We start from the raw sequence: 26,045 nt of genomic DNA on the forward strand, positions 1-26,045 counted from the left end.
TCAGACTAACGGATGGGCTCTAACGCACCATAGTTCATCGACCTTCCTCTCCCAGCCGTAGAATCAGTATTGACCTTTCTGAACCAATTTCATTCTCTGTGGTGAAGCGTTGATTTTTGCGCTTCATGGATGGCTAACGGGTGTGTTGGCTGAAGATCAGAGCTGTCTTTAAGGCAGCTTTTTTGTATGAAAACACATTAGTAAAAAAGCCATGCTAAAATAAACCTGCCCGTATTCATTTTGATGATAAAGAAATAGGGAGAAAGGCAATATCTGAGAAGTAGTATGTTTAGGTCTTAACGATGCTTTAACCAGGATCGTCTTTTTGCAGTTTGTGAAGTATGGTACTTAAACCCCCATGAAAATTAAAAACGCTCAAAATCCAGAAAAAACCACAACAAAATAGACCCAGTAGAAACGCTTTTTAAAAAAGGCTGAGCCTTATGAGTGATCTATTTAAGTTTGGTAAATCGTTAAACAATTACCTCCAATCATAGCAAATTACCTAACCAGGAGCTTTGTTTAATGACGAACTGAAAAGAGTGATATGTTTGAATAAAAAACTTTTCACTTTATCTTTAATAGATTTGCCTTTACTTTCCCCTCTTTACGGTCAGCTATTGAGGCTTTTTTCTAGTTGATAATGAAAATAAGAGCAGGTGAATTGGACAAATTAAGACCTGATTTACAAAATCTTAACATTGGATTGATGTGGGGTTTACATTGAATGATTATCATTAAACCGTAATAAACAGTAATAAACAGTAAAAATCCCACATTGAGATTGCTTTTTATTGAGAGCAGGTATCAAAGCTAGATAGAGAAATTAATAGAATGAGAAAAGGGGCTATAAGCATGAGTTTCATCGCGATAGATTTAGACGGAACATTATTAAACGACCAGAACGAAATTAGTGAAGAAAATATAAAGGCGATTCAATATGCCCAAGATAGAGGCTTTGAAGTAGTTATTTCAACAGGGCGGGCTTATTTTGACGTTCAAACAATTTGTGAAAAAGCCGGGATTTCCCCATTTGTAATCGGGACAAATGGTGCAACCACTCATTCCAAAAGCGGAAAGTGCATTTCTTCTATTACGATAACTAAAGATTGTGTCGAATCTATTCTCCAATGGTTAGATGAACGGAATTATTATTACGAAGTGTTTACTGATAAAGCCATTTATACGCTAAAAAAGGGAAGAGAACATTTCCATAATGAGATTAAAAGTTTGAAAAACGCAGATTTGAATACAGATATGAAAGAATTAGTTGAAGTAGCGGAGAGGCAATTTGACCAGTTTGGATATGTTTTAGTTGAAAACTATCATGATATCTTAAAACAGGAGGAAGAATTCTATAACATATTGGCATGTTCTTTTGATAAAAAGAAATTAGCGGAAGCATGGAACCAATTCGAAAAGTTTGATGAGTTGATGGTTGTTTCATCTGCTGATCACAACATTGAAATGACTAGTAAAAGAGCTTCAAAAGGAAAGGCTCTTGAAAAATTGGCTTTTTTGATGAATGGCTCCTTAGATCAGGCTATGGCAATCGGGGACAGCAACAATGATTTATCCATGTTCGAGAAAGTTGAATACAGCGTAGCGATGGGAAATGCGAAAGATGTCATAAAAGATGTTTGTACAACGACAACCCTTAAAAATGATGAAAATGGGGTAGCTTATGCGATTTATCGATATTTGGAGAACTTCGTGGTTCAAAAATAAGTGTCAATGCCGAAGGAGCGAGCGATAAAATGGCCTGGATATATATTATAATGGCAGGACTTTTGGAAATCGTTTGGGTGAACGCTCTTAAATATTCTCACGGATTCACCAATTTTGAGTTTTAACGAATACCGCTAATTATTTTCATATTTATGAGGGGGGATTGTTTATGGCAGTAGCACAGAAGCAGGTCAATAAATGGTTTACCTTATGTATCTTAATTTTGGGAGGAGGAACAATATTTAAATTATCATCCTTAAAAGATGCTTTTTACGTTCCGATGCAAAAATATTTTCATCTTTCACATACCCAAATAGGTTTGGCATTATCTGTATATGCTATTGTACAAATGTTAGGTTATGTAGTCTCCATGTACATCACTGATAGATTTTCTAAAAGGAAGTTAATTCCGATTGGATTGATTGGTGTAGGTGCAACTGGGATTTATTTATCTACTATACCAAGTTATTATGGAATTTTAGCTTCTTGGGGAGTAATGGCTTTATTTACAGAGATTACTTTTTGGCCAGTATTGATAAAAACCGTTAAATTGCTTGGAGACTCCGACGAACAAGGCAGGATGTTTGGATTTCTTGAAGCTGGCCGTGGTGTTGTAGATACAATCGTTGCATTCTCTGCTCTAGGTATATTTATTTGGTTAGGATCTGAGTCATTAGGTTTCAGAGCCGCAATTTTATTCTTTGCCTTGATTACAATTATTGTTGGTATCATCAGTTATTTCTTTATAGAGGACGATATCATTGAAACGTTTGATAAGGGTGGAGAAGAAATTAGTAAAAGTAAAGTAGCTTTGAAAGGTGCGATGCAAGCAATTAAAACTCCCAAACTTTGGTTTTCCTCATTTACAATATTTTGCGTTTATACGGTTTACGCAGGTTTAACTTACTTTATTCCGTTCTTGCAAGAAATTTATGGAATGCCGGTAGCGTTATTAGGTGTATATGGGATTATAAACCAATATGGATTAAAAATGATAGGCGGTCCCATCGGTGGATTCTTAGTTGATAAAAAATTTAAATCAGCGACAAAATACCTTAGATTTACATTTCTCTTATCCATTATTACAATGATAATTTTTATTATGCTTCCACATGACAAAATGAATATTTATATAGGAATAATTGCGACACTTGGCTTCGGATCGATTGTATTTACTCAACGGGCTGTGTTTTTTGCCCCATTAGATGAAATTGATATTCCAAAAGAGATAAGCGGTGCTGCCGTATCAGTAGCTTGTTTAGTTGGTTATGCTCCTTCAATTTTCGCCTTTGCCATGTATGGTAATATTCTGGATCACAATCCTGGAATTACTGGATATAGATATGTATTTTTGATTATGATCGCCTTTGCAGCTATAGGTTTTATTATAAGTAACTATTCAGTTAAAATTTTAAAAAAGCAAAAACAAACTAACCGATATTTGGAAGATAATTAAATGAATGCTTAATTTTTTATCGATATATAAATTGGATTAACTTTGGGTAACAAAATGAAAATTGGATTAGAAACAGAAAGCTTTCACTTGCAGTTTATTATAGTTGAATGAATATTTTCGATTTTATCAGAAAAACAGCTAAATTAGGATTAGCCGGAGTCATACTTTACACAGAATAATTTTAGAAATGTGTCATCCATGTAAGCGAAGGAAGGAAAGGATCATTTAAGATGTAAAACCGTTTTTCAATAATAACTGATTGATCCTTTTACAACATACTATCCAAGTGATGATCTTTTAGAACAAATGTTATTGGCCCAAGATAATGAAATTAAAGAATCTGTACAAACGGTCAAAAAAGTTACGAGAAAAATATTGTAGATAAAAAGGAGATTTTTATTATGAAAGAAGCAGTTTTAACAAGTAATGCGCCACAACCTATTGGACATATTCCCAAGCGGTATTATCAAAAGGGATTCTCTATATTTCGGGGCAACTCCCTTTAAATCCTAATACGAATAAATTAGCTATAGGCATTGAAGACCAAGCAAGACAATGTTTAGAAAATTCAAAGCACATTTTAAGAGAAAAAGGTCTAGAAATGAATTCAGTTTTGAAAACAACTATATTTGTGACTGATTTATCAGGTTTTCAAACTGTAAATGAAATTTATGCGGAATATTTTTCGAAGCCTTTTCCAGCTAGGAGTACCATTCAGGTAGCAGAATTACCTATGAATGCAATGATTGAAATTGAATTGATGGCCGAGGTAAAAAGGTGACCAATTATTCTTTTTTGGGGAGAATGTGTTCCGTCGTTTAGTTGCTGGTTCTTCCCTTATTTAAGAGAACTTTCGTAAGCAAAGTCGTTAAGTAGAAATTAATTCAAATAAAAATAGAAGTCGAACAAAATTTAGTTTAATTTCTACTCGGTACAATAAATTAACATAAAGGTGGGTAAAACATGAAAATTGGATTAGAGACAGAAAGCTTTCATTTGCAGTTTATTACAGGTCGAATGGATATTTTCGGTTTTATCAGAAAAACAGCCGAATTGGGATTAGATGGAGTCATGATCAATATTGTTCCATGGCCAGGTTTACCAGGAATTGGCACATTAGAATCGTTTGAACCGGAATACTTAGACAAGGTGAAAAAAGAAATTCAAAAGTATGGATTTTTCGCTGAAATCGATACAAATGGAACCGATCCGAAACATCTGACACAGGTCATTGAGGCCGCGCATAGAATTGGAGCGGATGTCATTCGTACGTATACCTGCATGGGAGAATATGATCCAGACACATTGAGAAGAGCCCCTGAAGATATTAAACAGATTGTTCCATTATTAAAAAAATATAGAATGAAGCTTGCTGTTGAAAATCACGAGGAAGAGTTAACGGATGAAGTGATTCAAATCATCAAGGAAGTCAACAGCCCTTGGGTGGGTGCTCATTGCGATTTCGGGAATGCAATGATGGCATGGGAGGACCCGGTTGAAGCTGTAAGAAAATTAGCACCATATGCCTTTACAACTCATTTTAAGGATCATATTATCGTCCATGATGGCGAAGATTACAGGGTATGTGGCGTACCTGCTGGGACTGGCAATATCGATTTGGAAGAATGTTTTAAAATATTGATTGAGAATTCAATGTTGACAAGAATCAACGTAGAAATGTGCTTCCCGTATGCCATCCATTTTAAGAGAGAGCCTGGTACAGGAGGAGTCTTTGCAGTAGGCGAAGGAGCATTTAAGGTGGAACAACCTCCTTATGATTTAAATGTAATTAAACCATTGGATTACTATTATCCGCCAGCAGAACTTCTAGAACAAATGATTGTCGATCAAGAAAAAGGTGCAGAGCAATCAGTTAGATATGCACTTGCATTAAGGGATAAATACTGCCGCTAAATAAAAAACAGGGAGAGGTTCTTTCGGGAATAATCTCCCTATTTATTTTGCAGAAGGGTGCTTGAGTTTAACAATAGGGTTGCACGCAACACTTTTTTAAGTTAAATTTACCTTACGAACGTTCGTGAGTGTGATGAAATGACGTCAGAGCGAATTAAGGAAAATGGTCTTGGAGGGAATTTTATGAATCGGAATTGGGCATATGTTATTATTGCCGGTATTATTGAGATAATGTGGGCAATGGGGTTGAAGTATTCAAATAATTTGATTTCTTGGGCCGGCACATTTCTTCTTATCTATGTATCCTTTGTTGTTTTGATGAAAGCTACAAAAAAGCTACCCGTTGCTACTGTCTATGCTGTCTTTACAGGAATAGGAACAGCGGGAACAGTCTTGGTGGAAATGGCGGTTTTTGGAGAACCTTTCAGTTGGACAAAAATATTGTTTATTCTCCTGCTTCTGTCTGGTGTAGTAGGATTAAAACTTGTCACAACTGAATCAAGCAAGAAAGAAGGTGCTGTATAAATGGCTTGGTTATATCTTATCTTGGCTGGAGCCTTTGAAGTGGTTGGGGTTACGGGTATGAATAAAGTTGTTAAAGATAAAAACTTACAGTCGTATATAGTATTATTTATGGGATTTATAAGTAGTTTTGGTTTTCTAAGTCTAGCAATGAAAACTCTCCCTATGGGAATCTCCTATGCAGTATGGACAGGGATTGGAACTGTGGGAGGAGTAATTATTGGAATGTTGTTTTATGGAGAATCAAAAGATTGGAAACGAATTTTATTTATAGGGGCAATTTTAGTAGCAGTAGTGGGTTTGAAATTGACATCATAAATATCATACGTTGTTGAACTCCCATGAAATTAAAAATGCTCAAAATCCAGAAAAAACCACAACAAAATAGACCCAGTAAAAACGCTTTTTAAAAAAATGCTGAGCCTTATGAGTGATCTATTTAAGTTTGGTAAATCGTTAAACAAAAACCTCCAATCATAGCAAATTAAGTAGAAGCTAGCGCGACGACCAAAAAAGGATTAATCTCCCATAATGAACTAACAAAAGGAAACGCGAAAAAAGCAGTCGATTCATTGTTTGAAACGACCTCAAATACACTCGCTAAAGAGGAAAAAATCCAACTAGTTGGATTTGGCACATTTGAAGTGCGCGAGCGAGCAGCTCGAACGGGTAGAAACCCACAAACAGGAGAAGAAATACAAATTGCAGCTTCCAAAGTTCCTGCTTTTAAACCAGGTAAGGAATTAAAAGAGGCTGTTAAATAAAAGGCATAGTAGGTAAGTGTAAAAATACTCTGGGGATGAGATATTCTCCAGAGTATTTTTTTTCTTTATGAAAAGGGAGGTTTTTACTTTCGCCTCGGATTACACATAGGTTAATTGCTATGGTTCTTGACGTCAACAATATGAAAAAAGTTGAGTGTAATTTCCGCATCCAATTCATCTTGAATGAAGATTTTCTTTTTATAGGGATCTAATTATGTACTCGATCCGAGACTTGACGTAAGGAAACCATCTTTTCATATGGTATTGTTTAAAAGTGTTTTTTCCTCGGGCTTCCTGATAAAGCCGTACAGAGTCTTTAATTAATGTTTGGTCCAATTGAAGTTTAGAAATGCTTCTGGCCAACATTTTTCAACATTTTTATGTGTTCCGGCATAAAGAATCCATAACATTTCATTTTCCCATGGACATGAAGAGTAAAAATCGCCCCTTCTTACACCTTTTTATAGGAACGTTCGTTCTTGAATGCGAGTTTTGTCTGACTAACAATTTTTAGAAGGCATCCATTCTATACTGATTTTATCGATTGAACAGCTTAAAGGCTGTGATTTCTTCAGCATTAAGGGTATCAGGTCTTAGAGCATTTTGAATCTACTTCGTGTGGTAGCACTGCAGACTGTACAGAAAGGAAAGAACACTTTTCTGACATTCTGTACGTGTCGCTTCGGTATTAAATGATTCGATAACGACGAACTGTACGGTTCATGCTTCGCCTACATCCTGTAGGTTCCTGATCCATTTACGGCTATCGCCGCCATACCGAACGAGCCGGAAACCATAAGATTAAGGGATTAAGGATTAATAGAATAAAAGGTCACAAGGAAAGCAGCCGGGCGGCTGCTTTTTTTATTATTTTTTCTCTTTGCCTTCCGAATCGTAAAACAGTGAAGGCCGGCAAACCTCCCAGCCGGTAGGACACCCGAACACGTTTAGGCATAATTTGGGGTAGCGTCAGGAAAAGGCGGATTTGCAACGATAAGGAAATTCCAAATTAAAAAGCCCAACTTCTCTACAAATCAAAATAGAGAAATTGAGCTTTTCAGTTACTTCATTTATTTATTGAATTCATTAACTGGTAGAAGTATTCAGGTTTATGAGTCTTATTTAGGTTATACCATGAATGTAATGCATCTGGTGTAAATACATCTATTTTTTTCAGTACCTCCATTGCAAATTCCAGAGGAGCTATTCCTGATGCAGTAACTAAATTCGCATCAGATACCGCAGATCCCAACTCATAGAACTTTTCTCCTTTATAGTTAGGACATACCATTTTAGTATATTCTAAGTTATTACTTGTATGCTTTCTAGTATCTAAGTATCCCATATTCGCGAGGCCCTCAGTTGCACCACAAATTGCAGCAACAATAGTGCCAAGCTTTAAAGCTTGGCCAATTCTTTCCAAGATAGGTTGATGAATTTCTTCACTCCAAGTAGTCCCTCCTGGTAAAATTAAAAGATCTTTACTCTCAAGAGTACATTCATCAAGGGAAATATCTGGTTTTATGCTCAGCCCTCCCATAGTAGTAATCATTTCTTTATTAGCTCCTACTGTAATTACTTTTAAAGGTGCTAAATCTTTTTTGAAATATCTTCCTGTGTTTAGTTCAGCAATTAAATATCCATATTCCCAGTCCGACATTGTATTAAATACATATAGAAAAACTTTTTTTGTTTGCATCCAATAACACTCCAATCACAATTGATATAGCTATTATAATATAACTTCCCTGACAGTTAACGTCAGGGAAGTTATCATACTTGATGAAATTTTATTAATTCCGACAGAACTTCAATAAGTCTTTTCTTAAGACTTATTGGCTCAATAACTTTAATAGATTTATTGTACGGTAAAAGTAAATAAGGTACATATGTATGTATCATATCTTTTTCAAGAAGAAAAAAAGCTTGATTTGAAGTCCGTTCTTGTAAATAATGCCCTAAAAACCAATGTTGGCAAATATCAGCCAATACACTTTTATTCCCATTAATAACCAAAGAAATAATCCCTTCCTTATCTTCTATAGTTGGAAGAAGACTTTTTATAAAAAAGTCACGTGCTGAAAAATTTTCTGGCCGGTTAAACTTATTTTCGGTTAGCGTTAGACTTTCAATTCGATCTACTCTAAAACTACGGATATCATTCCTAAGATGACAAAATCCAATCACATACCACTTATTATTCCAATAGATAATTCTGTACGGATCGACCAATCTATAATTTAATTGCTTTTCGGCATTTTTATGGTAAAGAATTTTTACTGAGTACCCGTCAGCTACGGCCTGCTCCAACTCCTTCAAAAAAGGTTCCATAGAGAGTGAACTTAATCGACTTATTACTTCAAGACTAGATAAATGTTGGTTTATCTTTGTTTCCTGTTCTTGATTTGAGTATTTACTTAGTTTTGAAATGGCCCTATTTAGTGCTTCACCTCCATAATATCCGGCTTCTTCTGCAAAAACAGCAGCGTGAAATAGTGAAGTTTGCTCCTCAAAATCAAAAAAAAGAGGAGCCTCAATAAAATTGTTCAATAAAGTGTATCCACCGTTATGTCCTGGTTCTGAAATTATAGGTACGCCACTTGTTGAAATTGTATCAATATAACGATACACAGTCCTTATATTCATCTCTAACTTTTCTGAAATTTGTTTTGCAGTAATTTTTTCACCTGAACGAAGCATCCATAAAATTGCTAACATATTGTCAATTTTAGGCATATAATTCCACCTCTATATGAAATTTATTTTCTATTATATATTTCCGATTTTTGGTATAACTCATCAACTGTTCCTTTCCGATAGCTTTCTATATAATGAGGCCCTAGACACATTTGTAATTTCACAAATTTGATTTACAGTCATATCTCCCTCTTTATAAAGCTTTACTGCATAATTCATTCCTGCATGATTTTTATGGTACTTCTTTAACCGACCTTTAAACTTTCCTTCTTTCTTAGCCAGTTCAATTCCTTCACGCTGCCGCATACGGATAAGATCACGTTCTAATTGGTTTACACCCGCCATAACCGTAATTAAGAATTGGCTGTAGGGATTATCTTCTGATAAATCTAGCCATGTATCTTTTAAGGATTTTAAATTTGCCTTTTTACTCCGTATGTTATCAATTAATTCAAATAAATCTTGTGTACTACGAGTAATCCGAGTTAAGTCCGTAACATAAATGATGTCACCTTCTTGCACCTCATTTTTGAGACAAGTCTTATGAGACGCTCTTAACTATGGTTTTATCAGTCTCCTACACTCTATTGATATATAATTGAAGTAATAAATTGAAAAATACAGAAATGGGATGATGCTAAATGAAAATTGCGAGAGGTAGGGAATTACTTACACCCGAACAGAGACAGGCTCTTATGCAAACTTCTGAAGATGAGTGGGTGCTAGGAACCTACTACACTTTTTTCAAACGAGATTTAGAAATTATAAATAAACGAAGAAGAGAAGAAAACAGGTTAGGGTTCGCCCTTCAATTAGCCGTTCTTCGGTATCCCGGTTGGCCGTACACTCATATCAAAAGCATCCCAGATTCGGTCATACATTATATATCAAAACAAATCGGTGCCAGTCCATCTTCACTTAGTCTTTATCCTCAAAGAGAAAATACACTTTGGGATCATTTGAAAGAAATTCGAAGTGAATACGATTTTGTAACTTTTACCCTAAAAGAATACCGAATTACATTTAAGCATCTTCATCAATTAGCTTTGGAAAATGGCGATGCCATTCATCTACTACATGAATGTATCGACTTTCTAAGAAAAAACAAAATCATACTGCCTGCTATCACTACACTTGAGAGAATGGTGTGGGAGGCAAGAACAATGGCTGAAAAGAAGCTATTTAATACGGTTAGTCAGTCCCTAACAAATGAGCAAAAAGTAAAACTTGAAGAGATCATTACTTCGCAGCATCCATCCGAATCCAATAAAACGATATTGGGTTGGTTAAAGGAACCACAGGGTCATCCTTCACCCGAAACATTTCTAAAAGTAATAGAACGACTCGAATACATACGGGGAATAGAATTAGAGACGGTAAAAATTAGTCATTTGCATCGCAATCGCCTGTTACAGCTATCTAGTTTAGGTTCAAGATATGAGCCTTATGCATTTCGTGACTTTCAAGAAAATAAACGACATTCGATATTAACCGTCTTTTTATTACATCTTACTCAGGAGTTAACGGACAAAGCTTTTGAAATACATGACAGACAAATACTTAGTCTGTTATCAAAAGGCCGTAAGGCTCAAGAGGAAAATCAGAAACAAAACGGTAAAAAGCTAAATGAGAAAGTTATACACTTTACGAACATCGGACAAGCTTTAATCAAAGCAAAACAGGAAAATTTAGACGTTTTTGAGGTTTTAGAATCCGTTATTGAATGGAATTCTTTTGTCTCTTCGGTGGAAGAAGCTCAAGAGCTTGCACGTCCTGCTGACTATGATTATTTAGACTTACTACAAAAACGATTTTATTCACTTAGAAAATATACGCCAACGCTATTAAGGGTATTGGAATTTCATTCTACAAAGGAAAATGAGCCACTTTTACAAGCTGCTGAGATTATCCGAGGAATGAACGAATCCGGAAAGCGAAAAGTGCCTGATGACTCGCCTGTGGATTTTATTTCAAAACGTTGGAAAAAGCATTTATACGAGGATGATGGTACAACAATCAATCGTCATTACTATGAAATGGCTATTTTAGCAGAACTTCGGGGGCATGTTCGGGCAGGAGATGTTTCCATTGTTGGCAGCAGACAGTATAGAGATTTTGAGGAATATTTGTTTTCAGAAGATACATGGAACTAAACGAAGGAGAATACGAGATTATCAGTTAGTTTATCATTTGAAGATTATATGAAGGAGAGAACCAGCAGCCTTAACGAAAGGTTAAGGTGGTTAGCTTCCAATTCCAACAAGTTAGACGGGGTTTCTCTTGAAAAAGGAAAGCTGTCACTTGCACGCTTAGAAAAAGATGTTCCAGAAGAAGCAAAAAAGTTTAGTGCAAGCCTTTATCAAATGCTGCCAAGAATAAAATTAACTGATTTACTCATGGATGTTGCTCATATAACAGGATTTCATGAGCAATTCACTCATGCTTCCAATAATCGAAAACCAGATAAAGAAGAAACAACCATTATCATGGCTGCCCTTTTAGGAATGGGAACGAATATTGGCTTGAGCAAGATGGCTGAAGCAACACCCGAACTTACATATAAACAATTAGCCAATGTATCTCAATGGCGCATGTATGAAGATGCCATGAATAAAGCCCAAGCTGTATTAGTAAATTTTCATCACAAATTACAATTACTCTTCCTATTGGGGAGACGGTACAACATCCTCGTCAGATGGTATGAGAATGCAGCTATGTGTTTCGTCACTACATGCAGATTCAAACCCACATTACGGAACTGGAAAAGGAGCCACCATCTATCGATTTACGAGTGACCAATTCACTTCTTACTACACAAAGATTATTCATACAAATTCAAGGGATGCGATTCATGTTTTGGATGGTTTGTTGCACCATGAGACGGATCTAAATATAGAAGAGCATTATACAGACACGGCCGGTTACACAGACCAAATATTCGGGCTGACTCATTTATTAGGATTTAAATTTGCTCCAAGAATAAGGGATTTATCGGACTCAAAATTATTTACAATAGATAAAGCAAGTGAGTATCCAAAACTAGAAGCCATTTTACGTGGACAAATAAATACAAAGACCATCAAAGAAAATTATGGGGATGTTTTGCGATTAGCTCATTCTATAAGGGAAGGAACGGTTTCAGCATCCCTCATTATGGGGAAACTAGGTTCCTATTCAAGACAAAACAGCTTAGCTACAGCCTTACGTGAGATGGGCCGGATAGAAAAAACGATTTTTATTCTTAATTACATTTCAGATGAATCTCTAAGAAGAAAAATACAAAGAGGATTGAATAAAGGAGAAGCCATGAATGGGCTGGCAAGAGCTATTTTCTTCGGAAAACAAGGAGAGCTTAGGGAACGAACCATACAGCATCAGTTCCAAAGGGCCAGTGCTTTAAACATAATTATCAATGCCATTAGTATCTGGAATACCTTACATCTAACAAAAGCAGTTGAATATCAAAAACAGTCTGGTAGTTTTAATGAAGAATTATTGCACCATATGTCGCCTCTAGCTTGGGAACATATTAATTTGCTAGGAGAATACCATTTTAATTCCGAGAAAATGGTCTCGTTAGATTCTTTAAGACCATTGAAACTTTCTTAACGTTGTTAAAAATAGGGGAATCGTCTCGGAAATGTGCTTAGCGTTGTAAATCCGCATTTTCCTGACGGTACCCCAATTTAGACATAAATAAGCTTAAAACAATTTTAGGTATTGATATTTGTAATTCTTTTTCAATTAAAGGGCGCGATTGTGGAACAAAAAGCAGTCGCTTTTTTACTAGGAAGAATCGAATTGTTCTATTAAAAGATTGGGTGTCAATATTAAGAAACCTAGCTAATCTTCTCATGTGGAGATAGCTGGGTTTTTTAAAGTTGAATGTGAAAAATAACGCTTAAAACCAACGCGAATTTTCGGTCAAAGTGACAAGTAACCCTATGGGGTCAGTTCATAATGAACTGCACCCCAATTGTTAGACACAACTAACAATTGCAGGTGCAGTTTTTTATGGCGAGATTTTCTTCAGAAGAAAAAATACAGGCAGTAAGACAATATATAGATGAAATAAAATTTGAGCAAAAATACATCGCAAAACCATACTTTAGGATAAATAAAAAGAATCCATTTTGAAAAAAGATTGATCAAAATGGATTCTTTTCCATCCGATATAAGTTTGGGCTATTATAAAAAAGTTTGATCATTTTCTACCTGTGCTGCTTTACAATCGCGCCTTTTTGGAATAACGGTTATCTTTTAAGGAATGAATAAACATATGTATCGTGTGCTTTTCCGTTTTGATACATATAGTCTCATAATACGCCTTCTTTTTGGAAACCTATTTTTGTTAATAACGTACTAGGTGCTTCATTTTCAATAAACACAACAGCGCCTATTCGAGTTAAATTCATTTCATCGAATCCATATGAAATAACTTTAGATGCTGCTTCCAAAGTGTATCCTTTTCTCCAGTGATCTGGATGTATTTCGTAACCAATTTCAGCTCGTTTATGTAAAAGAGGCATACGTTAGGGAATTGAGAAAAAAGGTACTAAAAGAATAATTGGAACAATAGGTTTTAATGATTGGTTACCTAACTTCCAGCAACTTTTGCACCTTTATTCAAAACACCTTGCATTTATTAGCATGGGAGGAACGAATCAATTTTGCTTTTTTTTAGGGTGAGAATACATAATTTTCTGGATATTCTAGTTATTCAACGATAAATCTATATTTCATTCAAACGCTCTAGTAGGGAAAGTCTCTAGTCCGAGCAGATATTCATGCGGTAAATGATCAGTCTACTTAGTAATAATGGTATTGTTCTTTAATTGGGCAGGTTTATATAGATTAAACTTTTTAAAATCATTAATAAGGTGAGCTTGATCACAATATCCGAATTCATCCACCACATCTGAAAAAGAGGTACGTTCATTAGTAAGCAAAAAGAAAGCCTTTTGGAATCTAATGATCTGACTAAAAAGCTTTGGTGGAATTCCAACTATCTCCGCAAACTTCATTCGTAAATATCGCTCGGAATAACCAGTATCTTCTACTAGGTCTTTCATATTAAAGTTTCCTTTGGATAAATATATTTTTTTTATAGAATAATCAACAATTTTGGGTATCTCTCCAAATTTAATGAATTTTCCGATTTGTTCAAACAACTCTATCCTCTTATGAAATGAATTTTGTTCTGCTATTCTGTCAACAATTGAATCTTCTAGTGAAATGATATTACAAAGAGGAAGTTTCTTATCTATAATATCAGGCATGGCATTATTAACAAATTTAATTGCATGCTCAGGTAAAATGCGAACCCCAAAGTGATCATATCCGGGTTGGAAATGTAATTGTTTAATTTGCAATAAACTACCGTAAATATGAGCAGAGGGTTTATTCGGATTACAGCAAAAAATAAACTCGATACATCCGTCGGGAAGGGCCGGGACCCAATCTTTATGATGATCAATCTTAAACTGATAGAATAATATGATTGGAAGTTGGGCAGAATCCTGACTTGGTTTTAGCTCTATATAATAATCAGTATTAGATTTCAATCCAGGTTGAAAGGGAATATAATGAGTAGTTTGTAATGTGTTTCGTACGTTTTTATTAATCATAAATTTCCTCCTTTGCTTTGAAAAATTCTAGCAATACTTATTGAGCTTCTTTATAGATATACAAGGGTTAAGAGCAGGTTGTTATTATATTATTTTACCTTGGAAATTTAGAGAAAAGTTTGCTCCTATTCTCTAATAGTACACTGATCTTCTTCTATCACCCACTTTTATATTTTTAGCAAATCAATCATTTCGTTTGTGCCGCGACTGAAAATTGTCAAAAATAATTAATAGAATAAAGTTTCTAAAACTTTAGATTATATCAAAAAAATTAAAATTTGTAATGTTCCGATTTCTTCAATATAAATCACTGGAAATATAATACACTTAATAGCAACAAAGGGGAAAGGAAGGGATCAAAATATGAGTTTAACAGTGCAAAAAATAAACTGGGAGCAAGTTAAAGAATGGGATCGTAAATACCTGATGAGGACGTTTAGTACCCAAAATGAGTATCAACCTGTACCGATTGAATCAACAGAAGGTGACTATTTGATTATGCCTGATGGCACAAGATTATTAGATTTCTTCAATCAACTTTATTGTGTCAATTTAGGTCAGAAAAATCAAAAAGTTAATGCTGCAATCAAGGAGGCTTTAGACCGATATGGTTTTGTATGGGATACTTATGCAACTGATTATAAAGCCAAAGCAGCTAAGATAATTATTGAGGATATTTTAGTTGATGAAGACTGGCCAGGAAAAGTTAGGTTCGTATCAACAGGAAGTGAAGCAGTGGAAACGGCATTGAATATCGCGAGGTTATATACAAATCGCCCACTAGTGGTTACACGAGAACACGATTATCATGGTTGGACTGGTGGAGCAGCTACTGTTACTCGATTAAGGTCATATCGAAGTGGTTTAGTTGGGGAAAATTCAGAATCTTTTTCAGCACAAATACCTGGTTCATCATATAATAGTGCTGTTTTGATGGCACCATCCCCTAACATGTTTCAGGATTCGAACGGCAACTGCCTAAAAGATGAAAACGGGGAATTGTTGAGTGTAAAGTATACACGTCGTATGATCGAAAACTATGGTCCGGAACAAGTGGCAGCAGTGATAACTGAAGTATCGCAAGGTGCAGGCTCTGCTATGCCCCCATATGAATACATTCCACAGATCCGAAAAATGACAAAAGAACTAGGTGTCCTTTGGATTAATGATGAGGTTCTTACTGGCTTTGGGCGGACAGGGAAGTGGTTTGGATATCAGCATTATGGGGTACAGCCAGATATAATCACTATGGGTAAAGGACTCTCCAGTTCCTCACTCCCTGCTGGCGCTGTCGTAGTTAGTAAGGAAATTGCAGCGTTTATGGATAAGCACCGATGGGAGTCAGTATCCACCTATGCGGGTCATCCAGTTGCGATGGCTGCGGTCTGTGCAAATTTAGAAGTGATGATGGAAGAAAACTTTGTTGAGCAAGCGAAGAACAGCGGAGAGTATATAAGGAGTAAACTTGAACTTCTGCAACAAAAACATAAAAGTATAGGCAATTTCGACGGATATGGCCTTTTATGGATAGTAGATATTGTGAATGCCAAGACTAAGACTCCATATGTAAAATTGGACCGGAACTTCACACACGGGATGAATCCAAATCAAATCCCTACACAAATCATTATGAAAAAAGCGCTAGAAAAAGGAGTGCTGATTGGTGGAGTAATGCCTAATACAATGAGAATTGGCGCATCTCTGAATGTTAGTCGTGAAGACATCGATAAAGCAATGGATGCACTGGATTACGCACTTGACTATTTGGAAAGTGGAGAATTGCAGCAATCCTAATGTTGTCATTTCAGAGTAACAAGGAATGGATCTACAATTAAATCCATAATCATTTGGATATAAACAAGAGTTAAAACGCACCTTGAAATGAGAAATCTTGTCATATTTGGTGTGGTTTTTATGTCTCCTGTAGCTTCAATAATGCTGTTCGGGATTAATGTAACCGCTTCCGAATAGGCTATGGTATTATCTAACCTTATTGCTTTTACTGCCATGTTATTTACTGCATATAGTTATGGAAAGATGAAACAGGTGGCTGTTTAGGGAGTGGTCTGCTGAGAGGGTAATCTTCTTTTTCCTCCTTATATTGTTTGAGCTCATATTCAATACCATAAAGAAGGGAAATTCCCATACGATAAGTAGTGAAGTTTTATAAATTCAATGAAATTAATCAAGCTGCTGCAGACTCCAATAGTGGTAAAACAATTAAACCAATGTCAATTATGGGATTTTTAAGATAGTGGAGGGCTAGCCCTTCACTATCTTAACTAACTTCTATGAAATTATCAAAGAGCAATTCATGAACTGGAAATTACCTCAAAAGAGAATTCTAAACTTACTATACGAGGTGGAATTAGAGTGAAAAAGGAAGATTTAATTGCCCCAGAGTATTATAACTTTACTCAAGAAGTTGAAAAGTTTGTAAACCAGGATAATAGAATTGCAATTAAATGGTTGAATGAGCTAGGAGATTTGTTGGAAATCACATACTTGGATTTAGTTAAACAATTAAATAAATATGCTAACGCTTTATTAAAACAAGGTTTGAAAAAGGGAGATAAAATATTACTGACATTACCACGTATACCTGAATCTTATTTTATTTATTTAGCTTGTATAAAATTAGGTATTGTAATTATCCCATGCTCAGAAATGCTCAGAAACAAAGATTTGAGTTATCGCATAGGACACTCAGGCGCAAGGGCTATCATTTCATATTACCAATTTATTTCGGAAGTAGACGATATTAAAGATGAACTGACAACCTTAACTCTTAAATTTATAATCGGCAATACCTTTGAAGGATGGATTTCATTAGATAAGATTGCAGCCAATGAAAGTGAATTTTGTGAAGGTGCTAAAACAAAAAGTGATGAAATGGCGTTCTTGCCTTATACATCCGGGACAACAGGTAATCCAAAAGCAGTGGTCCACACTCATGGATGGGCATATGCACATTTACAAACCGCATCAAAACAGTGGTTAGGAGTTAAAGATGAGGATACAGTTTGGGCAACAGCTGCCCCTGGTTGGCAAAAATGGATATGGAGTCCTTTCTTATCAACAATAGGTATGGGGGCAACAGCATTTGTATACCATGGGAGTTTTGATCCAAACAAGTACCTACAATTATTGCAAGTAAATAATATTTCCGTTTTGTGTTGTACACCTACGGAATACCGCCTTATGGCAAAGGTGGATAATATTGAAAAATATTCCCTATCAGCACTTAGAAGCGCAGTTTCTGCTGGTGAACCATTGAACCGTCAAGTCATAGATACATTTAAAAAGCATTTTGATGTAGAAGTTCGTGATGGATATGGACAAACCGAAAATACCCTTTTGGTCGGTACATTGATGGGAATGGAGATTAAACCAGGATCAATGGGTAAACCAACCCCAGGAAACAAGGTAGATATTATAGATAAAGAAGGAAACCCTGTAAAATCAGGCGAAGTGGGAGATATTGCTGTTCATAGAAGTACACCTGCTCTGTTTGTAGAATATTATAAGGACCCAGAGCGGACTGCAAAGGCGCTACGTGAAGATTGGTATATTACTGGAGATCAGGCTACTAAAGATGAGGATGGTTACTTTTGGTTCGAAGGTCGAAGTGATGATATTATTATTAGTTCTGGCTATACAATTGGACCCTTTGAGGTAGAAGATGCATTAACTAAGCATTTAGCTGTTAAAGAGTGTGCAGTAGTTGCAAGTCCAGACGAGATTCGTGGCAGCGTGGTAAAAGCATTTGTTGTATTACGTAATCCAAAAGATGTAAATAAAGAGGAGCTCGTTTTAGAATTACAAGAGCATGTCAAAAAGCTTACGGCACCATACAAGTATCCTAGAATTATCGAATTTGTATCAGATTTACCGAAAACAACTTCAGGGAAGATTCGCCGTAAAGAATTACGTCAGCAAAAAGAAGCTAAAGAATTAATAAAATAGTAGAAAATTATTAGACCCTTGGTTATACGAGAAAAAGGGTTCTAGTGCAAAAATCATCGCTAGAAACATAGAATGTCGGTTTCCTTTAAATTGGTAACTTATGAAGCTAACCCAAGCAGTTTATGGATGAATTCTTTTTGGTTTTGGGCAGACTTCCCCCCATGGTGAACCTGCTTCTTTTTAATCATATGCATCGCTTCTATGCCACTCAGTATATAAGTAGCTGTACGAAATGATTCCAATCCTAACTTCGAACGAACTCGCTTCTTTATAAAACGATGATCCTGTTCCACTATATTATTGAGATATTTAACTTGCCTTATTTGTATGCCTTCAGGCATACGTTTCTCTTCTTTTAACACTTGAATCGCTACGGGATAGACTGGGTTTTGTCTACTGTTAGGATTACGCGGTTTAAAAACATGAGAAGCAGCCAAGGCTTTCTTGAAAAAGCGCTTGGCTGCTTGTTTATCTCTTGAAGTCAATCATATTCCCTTCTGAATCGACTGCAAGATACAAATACATCCATTGACCTTTTACTTTCGACTCTCCAAGAGTCATTTGTTGGCTTGAGATGACGCCGTACTCTTTCATTTAAGTCAGGTCCATATTGATGAACCCAACGCATAATGGTTGTGTGAGCTTTAGATAAACCTCGTTCATCCATCATTTCTACCAAATCACGAAAACTCAAACTATACCGCAGGTACCATCTCACCGTTAACATAATCATTTCCGGCTGATAGTGCTTCCGGCTAAAATAAATGTTCATTAATTGGGCATTTAATGGAATAAGACTTTCAAAAAAAAGACTGGATATTTATGTTAATATTTAATGTGGGGATAGAATAAAGAATTTGGTCAATGAAAACAGAAGTAATATAGGTAGAAAAGCTTATACCGGGAGAGATCTTTTATGAAATAACATCATGCGTTACAGTTGTATGACTATCATGTTTGGGCGAACAATAAGTTTTTGGTGCGATTGAAAGAATTGCCGAGAGATATTTATGATCGGGAAATTCAAAGTGTTTTTTCCTCAATTGCGGAGACGCTTGTTCATATCTATACGGCGGATACAATATGGCTTGGTGTAATACGAGAGAATAGTATGGATGAGATTCAAGCTTCCATTATACAGGCGCAAGAAAAGACAAAGGATAAGGGACTCAAAGAAATGGAAACGCTGTTTTATGAGTTGTCAAAGAAGTATCAAGATTTTTTTAAAAATGAGAGTGATTTTGATAAAGGAATTTTCCCCGAACATCCTCAATACGGTCGTTTAGAAACGTATCTTTCCGAATTGATTCAGCATGTTGTTAACCATGGTACTTATCATCGTGGAAACCTTACGGCCATGATACGTCAACAGGGTTACTCAAGTGTACCAACAGATTATGTTTTCTATCTTTATGAAATCAATTCAACAAAATAGTTTTTCTCTTAACTTCCATTCACATTAAGGTAAACAAATTTTTAGCAATCGATCGCTTTTCTTAATGAACTAATAGGTGCGTTGTAAATTTTTCCTTCTTAAGATTTAAACTTCAAAAGTTTATCATAATAAGGTCTCATTTCACGTTAAAATCATAACCAATTTAGGAGGAATGTTGATGCGTCATTATGTGTCTACTAGTCAAAAAGGAATTAATCGAGACTCACTGCCATTTAAACTATATGAGAAGGCTAAAAAATTTGGAACTTGGGATCCTAACAACATTGATTTTAGTAAAGATAAAGCTGATTGGGAATCATTAAATATGGACCAGCAAGATACACTTCTTCAACTAATTTCCTTTTTTTACGGTGCTGAAGAGGCCGTAACCCATGATATTCTTCCACTTATTTATGCAATTTCAAAAACAGGACAATATGAGGAAGAAATGTATTTAACAACCTTTTTATTCGAGGAAGCGAAACATGCAGACTTTTTTAGTCTTCTGTTACAAAACATCGGTATTAAACGAGATTTAAATTCTTTTCTTTCACCTGTTTATAGAAAGGTATTTGATGAAATATTGCCAGAAACGATGGGCCGCTTATTACATGACCAATCTCCTGAAGCCATTGCGGATGCCTCCGTTGTTTATAATATGTTCGCAGAAGGAGTACTTGCTGAAACCGGGTATTGGGATTTTTATGAGAGTTTAGCTAAAATTAAAAAAATGCCTGGCCTCTTAGAAGGGATTACCCATATTAAAAGAGACGAGTCAAGGCACATCGGATTTGGAACCTTCCTATTACAACGTCTTATTTCTGAGAATCCACATTTATTAGACCGTATTTTAAATAAACTCCAAGGATTAATGCCAATTGCAATCGAATTGAGTGAAACGATGCGATTTGAAGAAGTAAGTCCATTTGGTGTAAAAAAATCAGATAGTCAAGCTTTTATGGCCAAACAATTGAATGCAAGGATAGAAGTGTTGAAGCGAGCTCAAGGTAAAAGCTTAGACGAGATTTACCGTACGGAAATTATTTTTGAATAATTAAAAGTCAAGGTGGAAAAGCCACTCCAAAACAGTTTCTTTGGATATTTAATAATTATTGATTTGGCGCAAGAATTGAATAACGATGGACTGTTTCAGCAGTCCATTTTTCTTGTTCTTTAAGCAGTATCAGCAAAAGCCTTAAGCCGTAAAACAGATACATTATGGTGTATTGAAGATAACATGTGTATACAAAACGTTGGATTCAAATTACTGCTGCACACCCAAAAAGCCCTGCCCTTTGATGAACAAGGTTGGGGCTTGTTTTCTGTATAGATTTCGAATTCAACCTAATGACTATTATGAAGAAGCAGATGCTATTTTTTCTTTAAATGCCCTCATTTTTTCTGTCGTGTCATTAGTTAACTGCTTTATTTTTTCCACATCTGATTGATCCTTTTTTATTTCAGCGATGAGTGGATAAAGACTTTCTTCGATGTTTTTATAATCTACAGGGTGCTGTTCCTCAACTTGTTTTTCTATTGAATCCCAACTTTCTTCCAGGTCTTTACCTGTTGTTTGGATTTGCTCGGTATTTTCAGACTCTGTTTCTATATTGGCTTTAAGTTCCAGCAGTGAAATGATCACTTCTTCGCTACCGCTTGAAAGAAAAGCTGGCATGTCTTCACTTGTTGCCTCTTCCACAGTCTGCTTTTCTGGTTGTTCTGTTAATTCAGTTTGCTCTTCATTGGCTTTTTCATCGTTAACATTAGAGCTGCAGCCAGCTGTCATTAAAAGCATAAAAATCATCACCACTAAAAAACAACTAAATTTTTTCATTTTAATCCACCCCTGGACATACTATTTTTATCTTTCATCTGTTCAAAAATATGAATGTTTTTTTGCTTGTTCAAGTTTTCTAACTTAAACAACTCTTTTGCTACTTATCAGCGTTCCTGATTCTTTGTTTTTGCAAAAGACATTATTTACGCCTTGACCATTTATATCACCGGTCTGTAAGTGGATGCCCTTTATACGTTGTTTGCTTTTGTCCGTCACCTCTTATGATTGTTTTAAATTCTTTTTTGTCCAACCATTTGGAGGAGATGATGTTATCTGCATGGAAAAGCGGTGAATTTTCACTACCTTGACCTTTGCAATTACTGACGCTTGAATCACTTTTTGTGAAATAATAAAGTGTCATTCCTTTTTGGTCGATTAAATACTTTCCCACTTCGTCTGATTTAGCATTTAAAGCTTGTACTTTTTGACTCATCCTGAATTATAGTGAAGGAGAAGGTTTTAACATTTCTTCACTTTGTGAAATTATGTTCTTGATGTTCTTGATAGATGTTTCCTTTAATCCAGATGAACAGGAGAATCGAATGCCTATCAATATGCTGCGGGTTTCCCACCACCTCCCTTTGAAAATATTTTTAGTCGGAGTTTTGCTCCCTTCACTATATATAAACGTATAGAGGAGAATATTGGTTTGATTATTTTTTATAAATTTACGATTCATGTGTAGATTGAACCCTTAAATTGAATAATGGCCCCATTTTAATTACGAATTTGATATGTTGATAGACAATTTCTTTTAATCACTTATAATATTTTGGCTGGTTTCTTTTGCACTTGAAAAAATTATATGACTTTTGTGTAGAGAAAAAAGCTAAACTAAAATTTATTCTTATTATCTCTCTTATATGTAGAAGTTATTTTTTCAATAATTGACTTGTATTAAAGAAGTATACGATATGTAAATCTAGTTAACATAATACTGATTATCACCAGACAACTTGGCTGAATGAAATGGAGTTTTAGAAATGGAATTAACCCCAATTTTTGAAGTGGAAGAAATCAAGCAGGAAATCAGAGAGAGGGTTAACCGTTTGATGGAGTAGTGGATACTACAAAAACGCTTCATGAAAAATTGAATCTTTGGATAGATGATAATATAAAAAATATTGATTAAAATTATATGGAGAATAATATGTTTCAAGTCAAAACGGGTGAGGAGGAATGAGCATGAAAATGTTTAAAATGATTGCTGTGACATTGTTAGCTGCGTTGTTGTTCCCTTCTTATACATTTGCAAGTGGCTGGGATTACTTGGGGGAACAATCTCTTTATTCTAATGGTGCTGAAAGTGATGTGTTTGCCTCTACTGGTGGAGATTATAAGATTTGTCGGGATTCTTACGTGGGTCCAGCTGGTAAGTTAAAAGTTGAATTATGGGAGTACGATCCGGACAGTTATAATGATTATGTAGGGGTAAGATATATCGAACGAGGCAAATGTGGTATTTTCCGAGGTATTGGTAATTTTGTTGATGGAGGAAATGAAGCAGAATTTTTTGCTAAATCAAGGACTAACAGTGATATGCATTTAATCTTTTATGATTAATTCACTAAATAAATGAAAAATAAGACCTGGGATTGATTTGTAAAGGCTAAAGACTCTTTTTACACCCAAACAAATTGGTTTAATCAATAAAACGCGACTATTGCCCTTGTATCAGCCTGAAAAGTTGGTGCGGGGGTTTTATTTACGTCCCAAGGAAAATAGCGAAATGTTGGAAGCTTTGCCACGTTATTTTTCACAGGCGGGAAACATCCCTCACAATATAACCCCTTGGGAGCCATGGGGTTTATCGCCTTTCACTTTTATTAATCTAGAGATATAGAATATGAGAAAAATGATGGAATAAATATTTTCATAAAAATTCCCGAACGGTGAGTTTATTTTGTTTGTTGACCATTTCAAATAAATGGGACTTTTCTACAACTTTCTGTACGTGTCGATTCGGCATTAAATGATTTGATAACTTCGAACTCAGTATAATAGAAAAAAGGTAAAGGAGTTGGTTTCTTATGGAAAAGCAATTGCCTGAAACGCTACTGGAACCTGAAGTGACCGCTGAAATGGTACTAAAAAGAGTCCTTGCCGATTACAGGAAAGCCCAAATTGAAAAACAAATCGACGACTCATTGAAAAACCGTAATAAGGAAGAATTTATCCGGTTAACAAATGAATTAAAACGGACAACATAAAATGCAAACAGAACTTAATAAAAAAAGATGATAACTCCTAACTTAATAAAAAATGAATCAGGTAATGGTGATTTCCTGATTCATTTTTTATTTTAAGTGGTCTAGAATGCTTGGAGGACCTCAAGTAGATTCAATGCTTCCATCTATAAGAATAAATAAGAAAATTAAACCTAATGACTGTTGTGTAAGGAAGCATTGTTTTAACATTCAATATAATTATCTTGGCCCTTTACAAAAATTCAGGGCTTTCTTTTATGGATAGCCTAAAAACGCTATCAGAAGTGATGATCTATGTTTTGATATTTTACCATAAACCTTGTTAGAATATAAAGATTGCAACCACCTATATCTTAATTTGTCTACAGACTATAGAAAGTACTTTTAGTAAAACTAAAACTATTTATTATTTACTTTCAGTTTGACAACCGCATTCCTCTGTTGAAAAATGCGGCTGTCTCAATAAATATCTCATTGAAAGCAAATAACAACAATTATTAAAAGGTTTAATACCCTCGGTTCCGATCTACCAATCCCTTTAACGGTTGTTCACTTAAAAATCTCCTTAAATTTTCAATAAAAAAGTTGCTCACTTCGTTATTCGTACTTGGTCCTGACAGATGAGAAGTGACAAACACATTCGGCATTGACCAGAAGACATGCTCTTTCGGCAACGGCTCTGTCTCAAACACATCGAGGACTGCTCCCTGAAGATGCCCTGCTCGCATGACAGATATTAAATCCCCTTCATCTATCAATGCTCCACGGCCAACGTTGATAAGGTAAGCGTTGGATTTCATCGCTAAAAGATGGTCCTTGTTAAGGATATGATAAGTGGAATCCGTTAAAGGAAGGGTTAGGACCAAATAATCTAGATCTTTTACAAATTCACCCCATTGATTTGGAGTAAAGTGGAGATCCACGAGTGTTGCTTGTTTTCCACTAAAGCTTAATCCATGTACATTCATATCAAATGCTCGAGCTTTACGTACAAGTTCAGCACCAATCGATCCAAGTCCAGCCACGCCGATTGTTTTCCCCTTTAGAGTGTCAGAAATGAAAGGATCCCACCTCCGCTCCATTTGAGATTGTTTCATCCGAGGACCGTCTTTCACTATGTCCAAGAGAAACGAAAATACATATTCAGAGATGTAAGCACCAAATTGGTCAATAATTCGGGTTAATGTAATGTTTTTAGGTATTGATTTGTCTGCAATCAAATCATTGACTCCGGCTCCCATTGACTGAAACCAGCGAACAGATGAGGCCATTGGTTTATATAGTAATTGTGTAGGGAAATTCCATCCCAAAATTACTTCAGTACCTGGTAAATATTTTTCTACTTCCCCCAAAGTTTTCGCTGCCTTTACTGATATAAACCCAGTATTGCGGATACAATCAGCATAAGCTTCAACCTCTTTCTGAATAGGACTAAATACAAGAATGTTTGGTTTGTGTGTACCCACCATGGACTCTCTCCTTATTGATTCCTTAAATATAGTATAAATACTTCCCACTAAGACAATAACTTTAAATCTTACTTTAATAACTTACCACAAAAGTCCAATTCATTCTTAAACACCAGCTTGTTACATTTAGTAGAAACCTATTTACAAAGCCAGTCCCTTAAATATGATTATCAACGCCATTAGTATTTGGAAATATTATATTTTTGACAAAATTCGATGGGCTATCCAAAAAGTTTAGGAATGTTAATGAGGATCTTTGGTACCATCATCCCTTTTAGGTTGGAAATATGTTAATTTACTAGGGGGTATAAATTAATTCAGAAACAGTTGTATCAGTTAAATAAAAATTCAGAGGTGGTTAGGGTCCTTCAGGATTAAACGCAAAAAAGCAATAACGAGGATTCGCTGCTGCAGTTGAATCAA

20 protein-coding genes and 5 pseudogenes are annotated in these 26,045 nt (G+C 35.5%); 15 read left to right on the top strand and 10 right to left on the bottom strand.

What is annotated here, in order from left to right; all coding sequences use genetic code 11:
• Positions 1 to 855 precede the first annotated feature (855 nt).
• The 8 genes and pseudogenes from JNUCC41_RS19775 (at position 856) to JNUCC41_RS19810 (ending at position 6,384) form a co-directional block, all read left to right on the top strand.
• A complete protein-coding gene (locus tag JNUCC41_RS19775; protein WP_192204468.1) occupies positions 856 to 1,728 on the top strand; it encodes a Cof-type HAD-IIB family hydrolase in 873 nt (290 codons plus the stop codon).
• A 29-nt stretch (positions 1,729 to 1,757) separates the two neighbouring features.
• A pseudogene (locus tag JNUCC41_RS19780) lies at positions 1,758 to 1,838 on the top strand (SMR family transporter); the annotation flags it as partial.
• Between the two features lie 59 nt (positions 1,839 to 1,897).
• Positions 1,898 to 3,184, top strand: coding sequence for an MFS transporter (locus tag JNUCC41_RS19785; protein ID WP_192204469.1), 1,287 nt, complete (start codon positions 1,898 to 1,900; stop codon positions 3,182 to 3,184).
• 484 nt (positions 3,185 to 3,668) lie between these two features.
• The gene (locus JNUCC41_RS19790) at positions 3,669 to 3,965 is read left to right on the top strand and encodes a RidA family protein (RefSeq protein ID WP_286182424.1); all 297 of its coding nucleotides are present in this window, start codon (positions 3,669 to 3,671) and stop codon (positions 3,963 to 3,965) included.
• A gap of 182 nt (positions 3,966 to 4,147) precedes the next feature.
• Positions 4,148 to 5,098: a sugar phosphate isomerase/epimerase family protein gene (locus tag JNUCC41_RS19795; protein ID WP_192204470.1), complete on the top strand. Its 951-nt coding sequence runs from the start codon at positions 4,148 to 4,150 to the stop codon at positions 5,096 to 5,098.
• A gap of 183 nt (positions 5,099 to 5,281) precedes the next feature.
• Positions 5,282 to 5,623, top strand: a complete 342-nt coding sequence (locus tag JNUCC41_RS19800) for a DMT family transporter (RefSeq protein ID WP_192204471.1) — start codon at positions 5,282 to 5,284, stop codon at positions 5,621 to 5,623.
• Positions 5,624 to 5,938 carry a DMT family transporter gene (locus JNUCC41_RS19805; RefSeq protein WP_192204472.1) on the top strand — a complete coding sequence of 105 codons (315 nt, stop codon included), beginning with the start codon at positions 5,624 to 5,626 and terminating at the stop codon, positions 5,936 to 5,938.
• A gap of 203 nt (positions 5,939 to 6,141) precedes the next feature.
• On the top strand, positions 6,142 to 6,384 hold the full coding sequence (locus JNUCC41_RS19810; RefSeq protein WP_192208240.1) for an HU family DNA-binding protein: 243 nt from the start codon (positions 6,142 to 6,144) through the stop codon (positions 6,382 to 6,384).
• Positions 6,385 to 7,450: 1,066 nt separating this feature from the next.
• On the opposite strand, the gene JNUCC41_RS19815 is transcribed toward JNUCC41_RS19810, so the two are convergent.
• The 3 genes and pseudogenes from JNUCC41_RS19815 to JNUCC41_RS19825 all read right to left on the bottom strand — a co-directional run.
• Positions 7,451 to 8,083 (bottom strand): type 1 glutamine amidotransferase family protein, encoded by a 633-nt coding sequence (locus tag JNUCC41_RS19815; protein ID WP_192204473.1) that lies wholly within the window; start codon positions 8,081 to 8,083, stop codon positions 7,451 to 7,453.
• Positions 8,084 to 8,157: 74 nt separating this feature from the next.
• Entirely contained in the window at positions 8,158 to 9,120 is a 963-nt protein-coding gene (locus tag JNUCC41_RS19820) for a helix-turn-helix transcriptional regulator (protein ID WP_192204474.1), read from the bottom strand.
• Between the two features lie 63 nt (positions 9,121 to 9,183).
• A pseudogene (locus JNUCC41_RS19825) lies at positions 9,184 to 9,609 on the bottom strand (recombinase family protein); the annotation flags it as partial.
• Between the two features lie 113 nt (positions 9,610 to 9,722).
• Here JNUCC41_RS19825 and JNUCC41_RS19830 point away from each other — a divergent pair.
• Positions 9,723 to 12,690: pseudogene (locus JNUCC41_RS19830) on the top strand (Tn3 family transposase).
• Between the two features lie 707 nt (positions 12,691 to 13,397).
• On the opposite strand, the pseudogene JNUCC41_RS19835 reads toward JNUCC41_RS19830, so the two are convergent.
• Positions 13,398 to 13,598: pseudogene (locus JNUCC41_RS19835) on the bottom strand (GNAT family N-acetyltransferase); the annotation flags it as partial.
• A gap of 288 nt (positions 13,599 to 13,886) precedes the next feature.
• Positions 13,887 to 14,708, bottom strand: a complete 822-nt coding sequence (locus tag JNUCC41_RS19840; protein WP_192204476.1) for a helix-turn-helix domain-containing protein — start codon at positions 14,706 to 14,708, stop codon at positions 13,887 to 13,889.
• Positions 14,709 to 15,071: 363 nt separating this feature from the next.
• Here JNUCC41_RS19840 and JNUCC41_RS19845 point away from each other — a divergent pair, with 363 nt between their 5' ends.
• Positions 15,072 to 16,502 (top strand): class-III pyridoxal-phosphate-dependent aminotransferase, encoded by a 1,431-nt coding sequence (locus JNUCC41_RS19845; protein ID WP_228467384.1) that lies wholly within the window; start codon positions 15,072 to 15,074, stop codon positions 16,500 to 16,502.
• Between the two features lie 5 nt (positions 16,503 to 16,507).
• On the opposite strand, the gene JNUCC41_RS19850 is transcribed toward JNUCC41_RS19845, so the two are convergent.
• On the bottom strand, positions 16,508 to 16,717 hold the full coding sequence (locus tag JNUCC41_RS19850; RefSeq protein ID WP_192204477.1) for a hypothetical protein: 210 nt from the start codon (positions 16,715 to 16,717) through the stop codon (positions 16,508 to 16,510).
• 364 nt (positions 16,718 to 17,081) lie between these two features.
• On the opposite strand from JNUCC41_RS19850, the gene mbcS reads away from it, so the two are divergent.
• The gene (mbcS, locus tag JNUCC41_RS19855; protein WP_192204478.1) at positions 17,082 to 18,674 is read left to right on the top strand and encodes an acyl-CoA synthetase MbcS; all 1,593 of its coding nucleotides are present in this window, start codon (positions 17,082 to 17,084) and stop codon (positions 18,672 to 18,674) included.
• 98 nt (positions 18,675 to 18,772) lie between these two features.
• Here mbcS and JNUCC41_RS19860 read toward each other — a convergent pair.
• A pseudogene (locus tag JNUCC41_RS19860) lies at positions 18,773 to 19,446 on the bottom strand (IS6 family transposase).
• Between the two features lie 168 nt (positions 19,447 to 19,614).
• Between JNUCC41_RS19860 and JNUCC41_RS19865 the strand changes: the two are divergent.
• Positions 19,615 to 20,109 (top strand): DinB family protein, encoded by a 495-nt coding sequence (locus tag JNUCC41_RS19865; protein WP_228467385.1) that lies wholly within the window; start codon positions 19,615 to 19,617, stop codon positions 20,107 to 20,109.
• A gap of 178 nt (positions 20,110 to 20,287) precedes the next feature.
• Positions 20,288 to 21,163, top strand: coding sequence for a R2-like ligand-binding oxidase (locus JNUCC41_RS19870; RefSeq protein WP_192204479.1), 876 nt, complete (start codon positions 20,288 to 20,290; stop codon positions 21,161 to 21,163).
• 300 nt (positions 21,164 to 21,463) lie between these two features.
• On the opposite strand, the gene JNUCC41_RS19875 is transcribed toward JNUCC41_RS19870, so the two are convergent.
• Both JNUCC41_RS19875 and JNUCC41_RS19880 read right to left on the bottom strand, forming a co-directional pair.
• The gene (locus JNUCC41_RS19875) at positions 21,464 to 21,943 is read right to left on the bottom strand and encodes a hypothetical protein (RefSeq protein WP_192204480.1); all 480 of its coding nucleotides are present in this window, start codon (positions 21,941 to 21,943) and stop codon (positions 21,464 to 21,466) included.
• A 166-nt stretch (positions 21,944 to 22,109) separates the two neighbouring features.
• Entirely contained in the window at positions 22,110 to 22,379 is a 270-nt protein-coding gene (locus tag JNUCC41_RS19880) for a COG4315 family predicted lipoprotein (RefSeq protein ID WP_192204481.1), read from the bottom strand.
• A gap of 752 nt (positions 22,380 to 23,131) precedes the next feature.
• On the opposite strand from JNUCC41_RS19880, the gene JNUCC41_RS19885 reads away from it, so the two are divergent.
• Both JNUCC41_RS19885 and JNUCC41_RS19890 read left to right on the top strand, forming a co-directional pair.
• The gene (locus JNUCC41_RS19885; RefSeq protein WP_228467386.1) at positions 23,132 to 23,509 is read left to right on the top strand and encodes a hypothetical protein; all 378 of its coding nucleotides are present in this window, start codon (positions 23,132 to 23,134) and stop codon (positions 23,507 to 23,509) included.
• 467 nt (positions 23,510 to 23,976) lie between these two features.
• Positions 23,977 to 24,156 (top strand): IDEAL domain-containing protein, encoded by a 180-nt coding sequence (locus JNUCC41_RS19890; RefSeq protein WP_192204482.1) that lies wholly within the window; start codon positions 23,977 to 23,979, stop codon positions 24,154 to 24,156.
• Between the two features lie 503 nt (positions 24,157 to 24,659).
• Here JNUCC41_RS19890 and JNUCC41_RS19895 read toward each other — a convergent pair.
• Positions 24,660 to 25,622 (bottom strand): D-2-hydroxyacid dehydrogenase, encoded by a 963-nt coding sequence (locus JNUCC41_RS19895; RefSeq protein ID WP_228467387.1) that lies wholly within the window; start codon positions 25,620 to 25,622, stop codon positions 24,660 to 24,662.
• Positions 25,623 to 26,045: the final 423 nt, after the last annotated feature.

The sequence above is a fragment of the Brevibacillus sp. JNUCC-41 genome, assembly GCF_014844095.1.
Lineage (GTDB): Bacteria > Bacillota > Bacilli > Bacillales > DSM-1321 > Peribacillus > Peribacillus aracenensis.

What these genes read in the sequence shown, in the direction of transcription:
- JNUCC41_RS19775 (WP_192204468.1), top strand. Translation starts at nt 856, where the DNA reads ATGAGTTTCATCGCGATAGATTTAGACGGAACATTATTAAACGACCAG.
- JNUCC41_RS19785 (WP_192204469.1), top strand. Translation starts at nt 1,898, where the DNA reads ATGGCAGTAGCACAGAAGCAGGTCAATAAATGGTTTACCTTATGTATC.
- JNUCC41_RS19795 (WP_192204470.1), top strand. Translation starts at nt 4,148, where the DNA reads ATGAAAATTGGATTAGAGACAGAAAGCTTTCATTTGCAGTTTATTACA.
- JNUCC41_RS19800 (WP_192204471.1), top strand. Translation starts at nt 5,282, where the DNA reads ATGAATCGGAATTGGGCATATGTTATTATTGCCGGTATTATTGAGATA.
- JNUCC41_RS19805 (WP_192204472.1), top strand. Translation starts at nt 5,624, where the DNA reads ATGGCTTGGTTATATCTTATCTTGGCTGGAGCCTTTGAAGTGGTTGGG.
- JNUCC41_RS19815 (WP_192204473.1), bottom strand. Translation starts at nt 8,083, where the DNA reads ATGCAAACAAAAAAAGTTTTTCTATATGTATTTAATACAATGTCGGAC.
- JNUCC41_RS19820 (WP_192204474.1), bottom strand. Translation starts at nt 9,120, where the DNA reads ATGCCTAAAATTGACAATATGTTAGCAATTTTATGGATGCTTCGTTCA.
- JNUCC41_RS19840 (WP_192204476.1), bottom strand. Translation starts at nt 14,708, where the DNA reads ATGATTAATAAAAACGTACGAAACACATTACAAACTACTCATTATATT.
- JNUCC41_RS19845 (WP_228467384.1), top strand. Translation starts at nt 15,072, where the DNA reads ATGAGTTTAACAGTGCAAAAAATAAACTGGGAGCAAGTTAAAGAATGG.
- JNUCC41_RS19850 (WP_192204477.1), bottom strand. Translation starts at nt 16,717, where the DNA reads ATGGCAGTAAAAGCAATAAGGTTAGATAATACCATAGCCTATTCGGAA.
- JNUCC41_RS19870 (WP_192204479.1), top strand. Translation starts at nt 20,288, where the DNA reads ATGCGTCATTATGTGTCTACTAGTCAAAAAGGAATTAATCGAGACTCA.
- JNUCC41_RS19875 (WP_192204480.1), bottom strand. Translation starts at nt 21,943, where the DNA reads ATGAAAAAATTTAGTTGTTTTTTAGTGGTGATGATTTTTATGCTTTTA.
- JNUCC41_RS19880 (WP_192204481.1), bottom strand. Translation starts at nt 22,379, where the DNA reads ATGAGTCAAAAAGTACAAGCTTTAAATGCTAAATCAGACGAAGTGGGA.
- JNUCC41_RS19885 (WP_228467386.1), top strand. Translation starts at nt 23,132, where the DNA reads ATGAAAATGTTTAAAATGATTGCTGTGACATTGTTAGCTGCGTTGTTG.
- JNUCC41_RS19890 (WP_192204482.1), top strand. Translation starts at nt 23,977, where the DNA reads ATGGAAAAGCAATTGCCTGAAACGCTACTGGAACCTGAAGTGACCGCT.
- JNUCC41_RS19895 (WP_228467387.1), bottom strand. Translation starts at nt 25,622, where the DNA reads ATGGTGGGTACACACAAACCAAACATTCTTGTATTTAGTCCTATTCAG.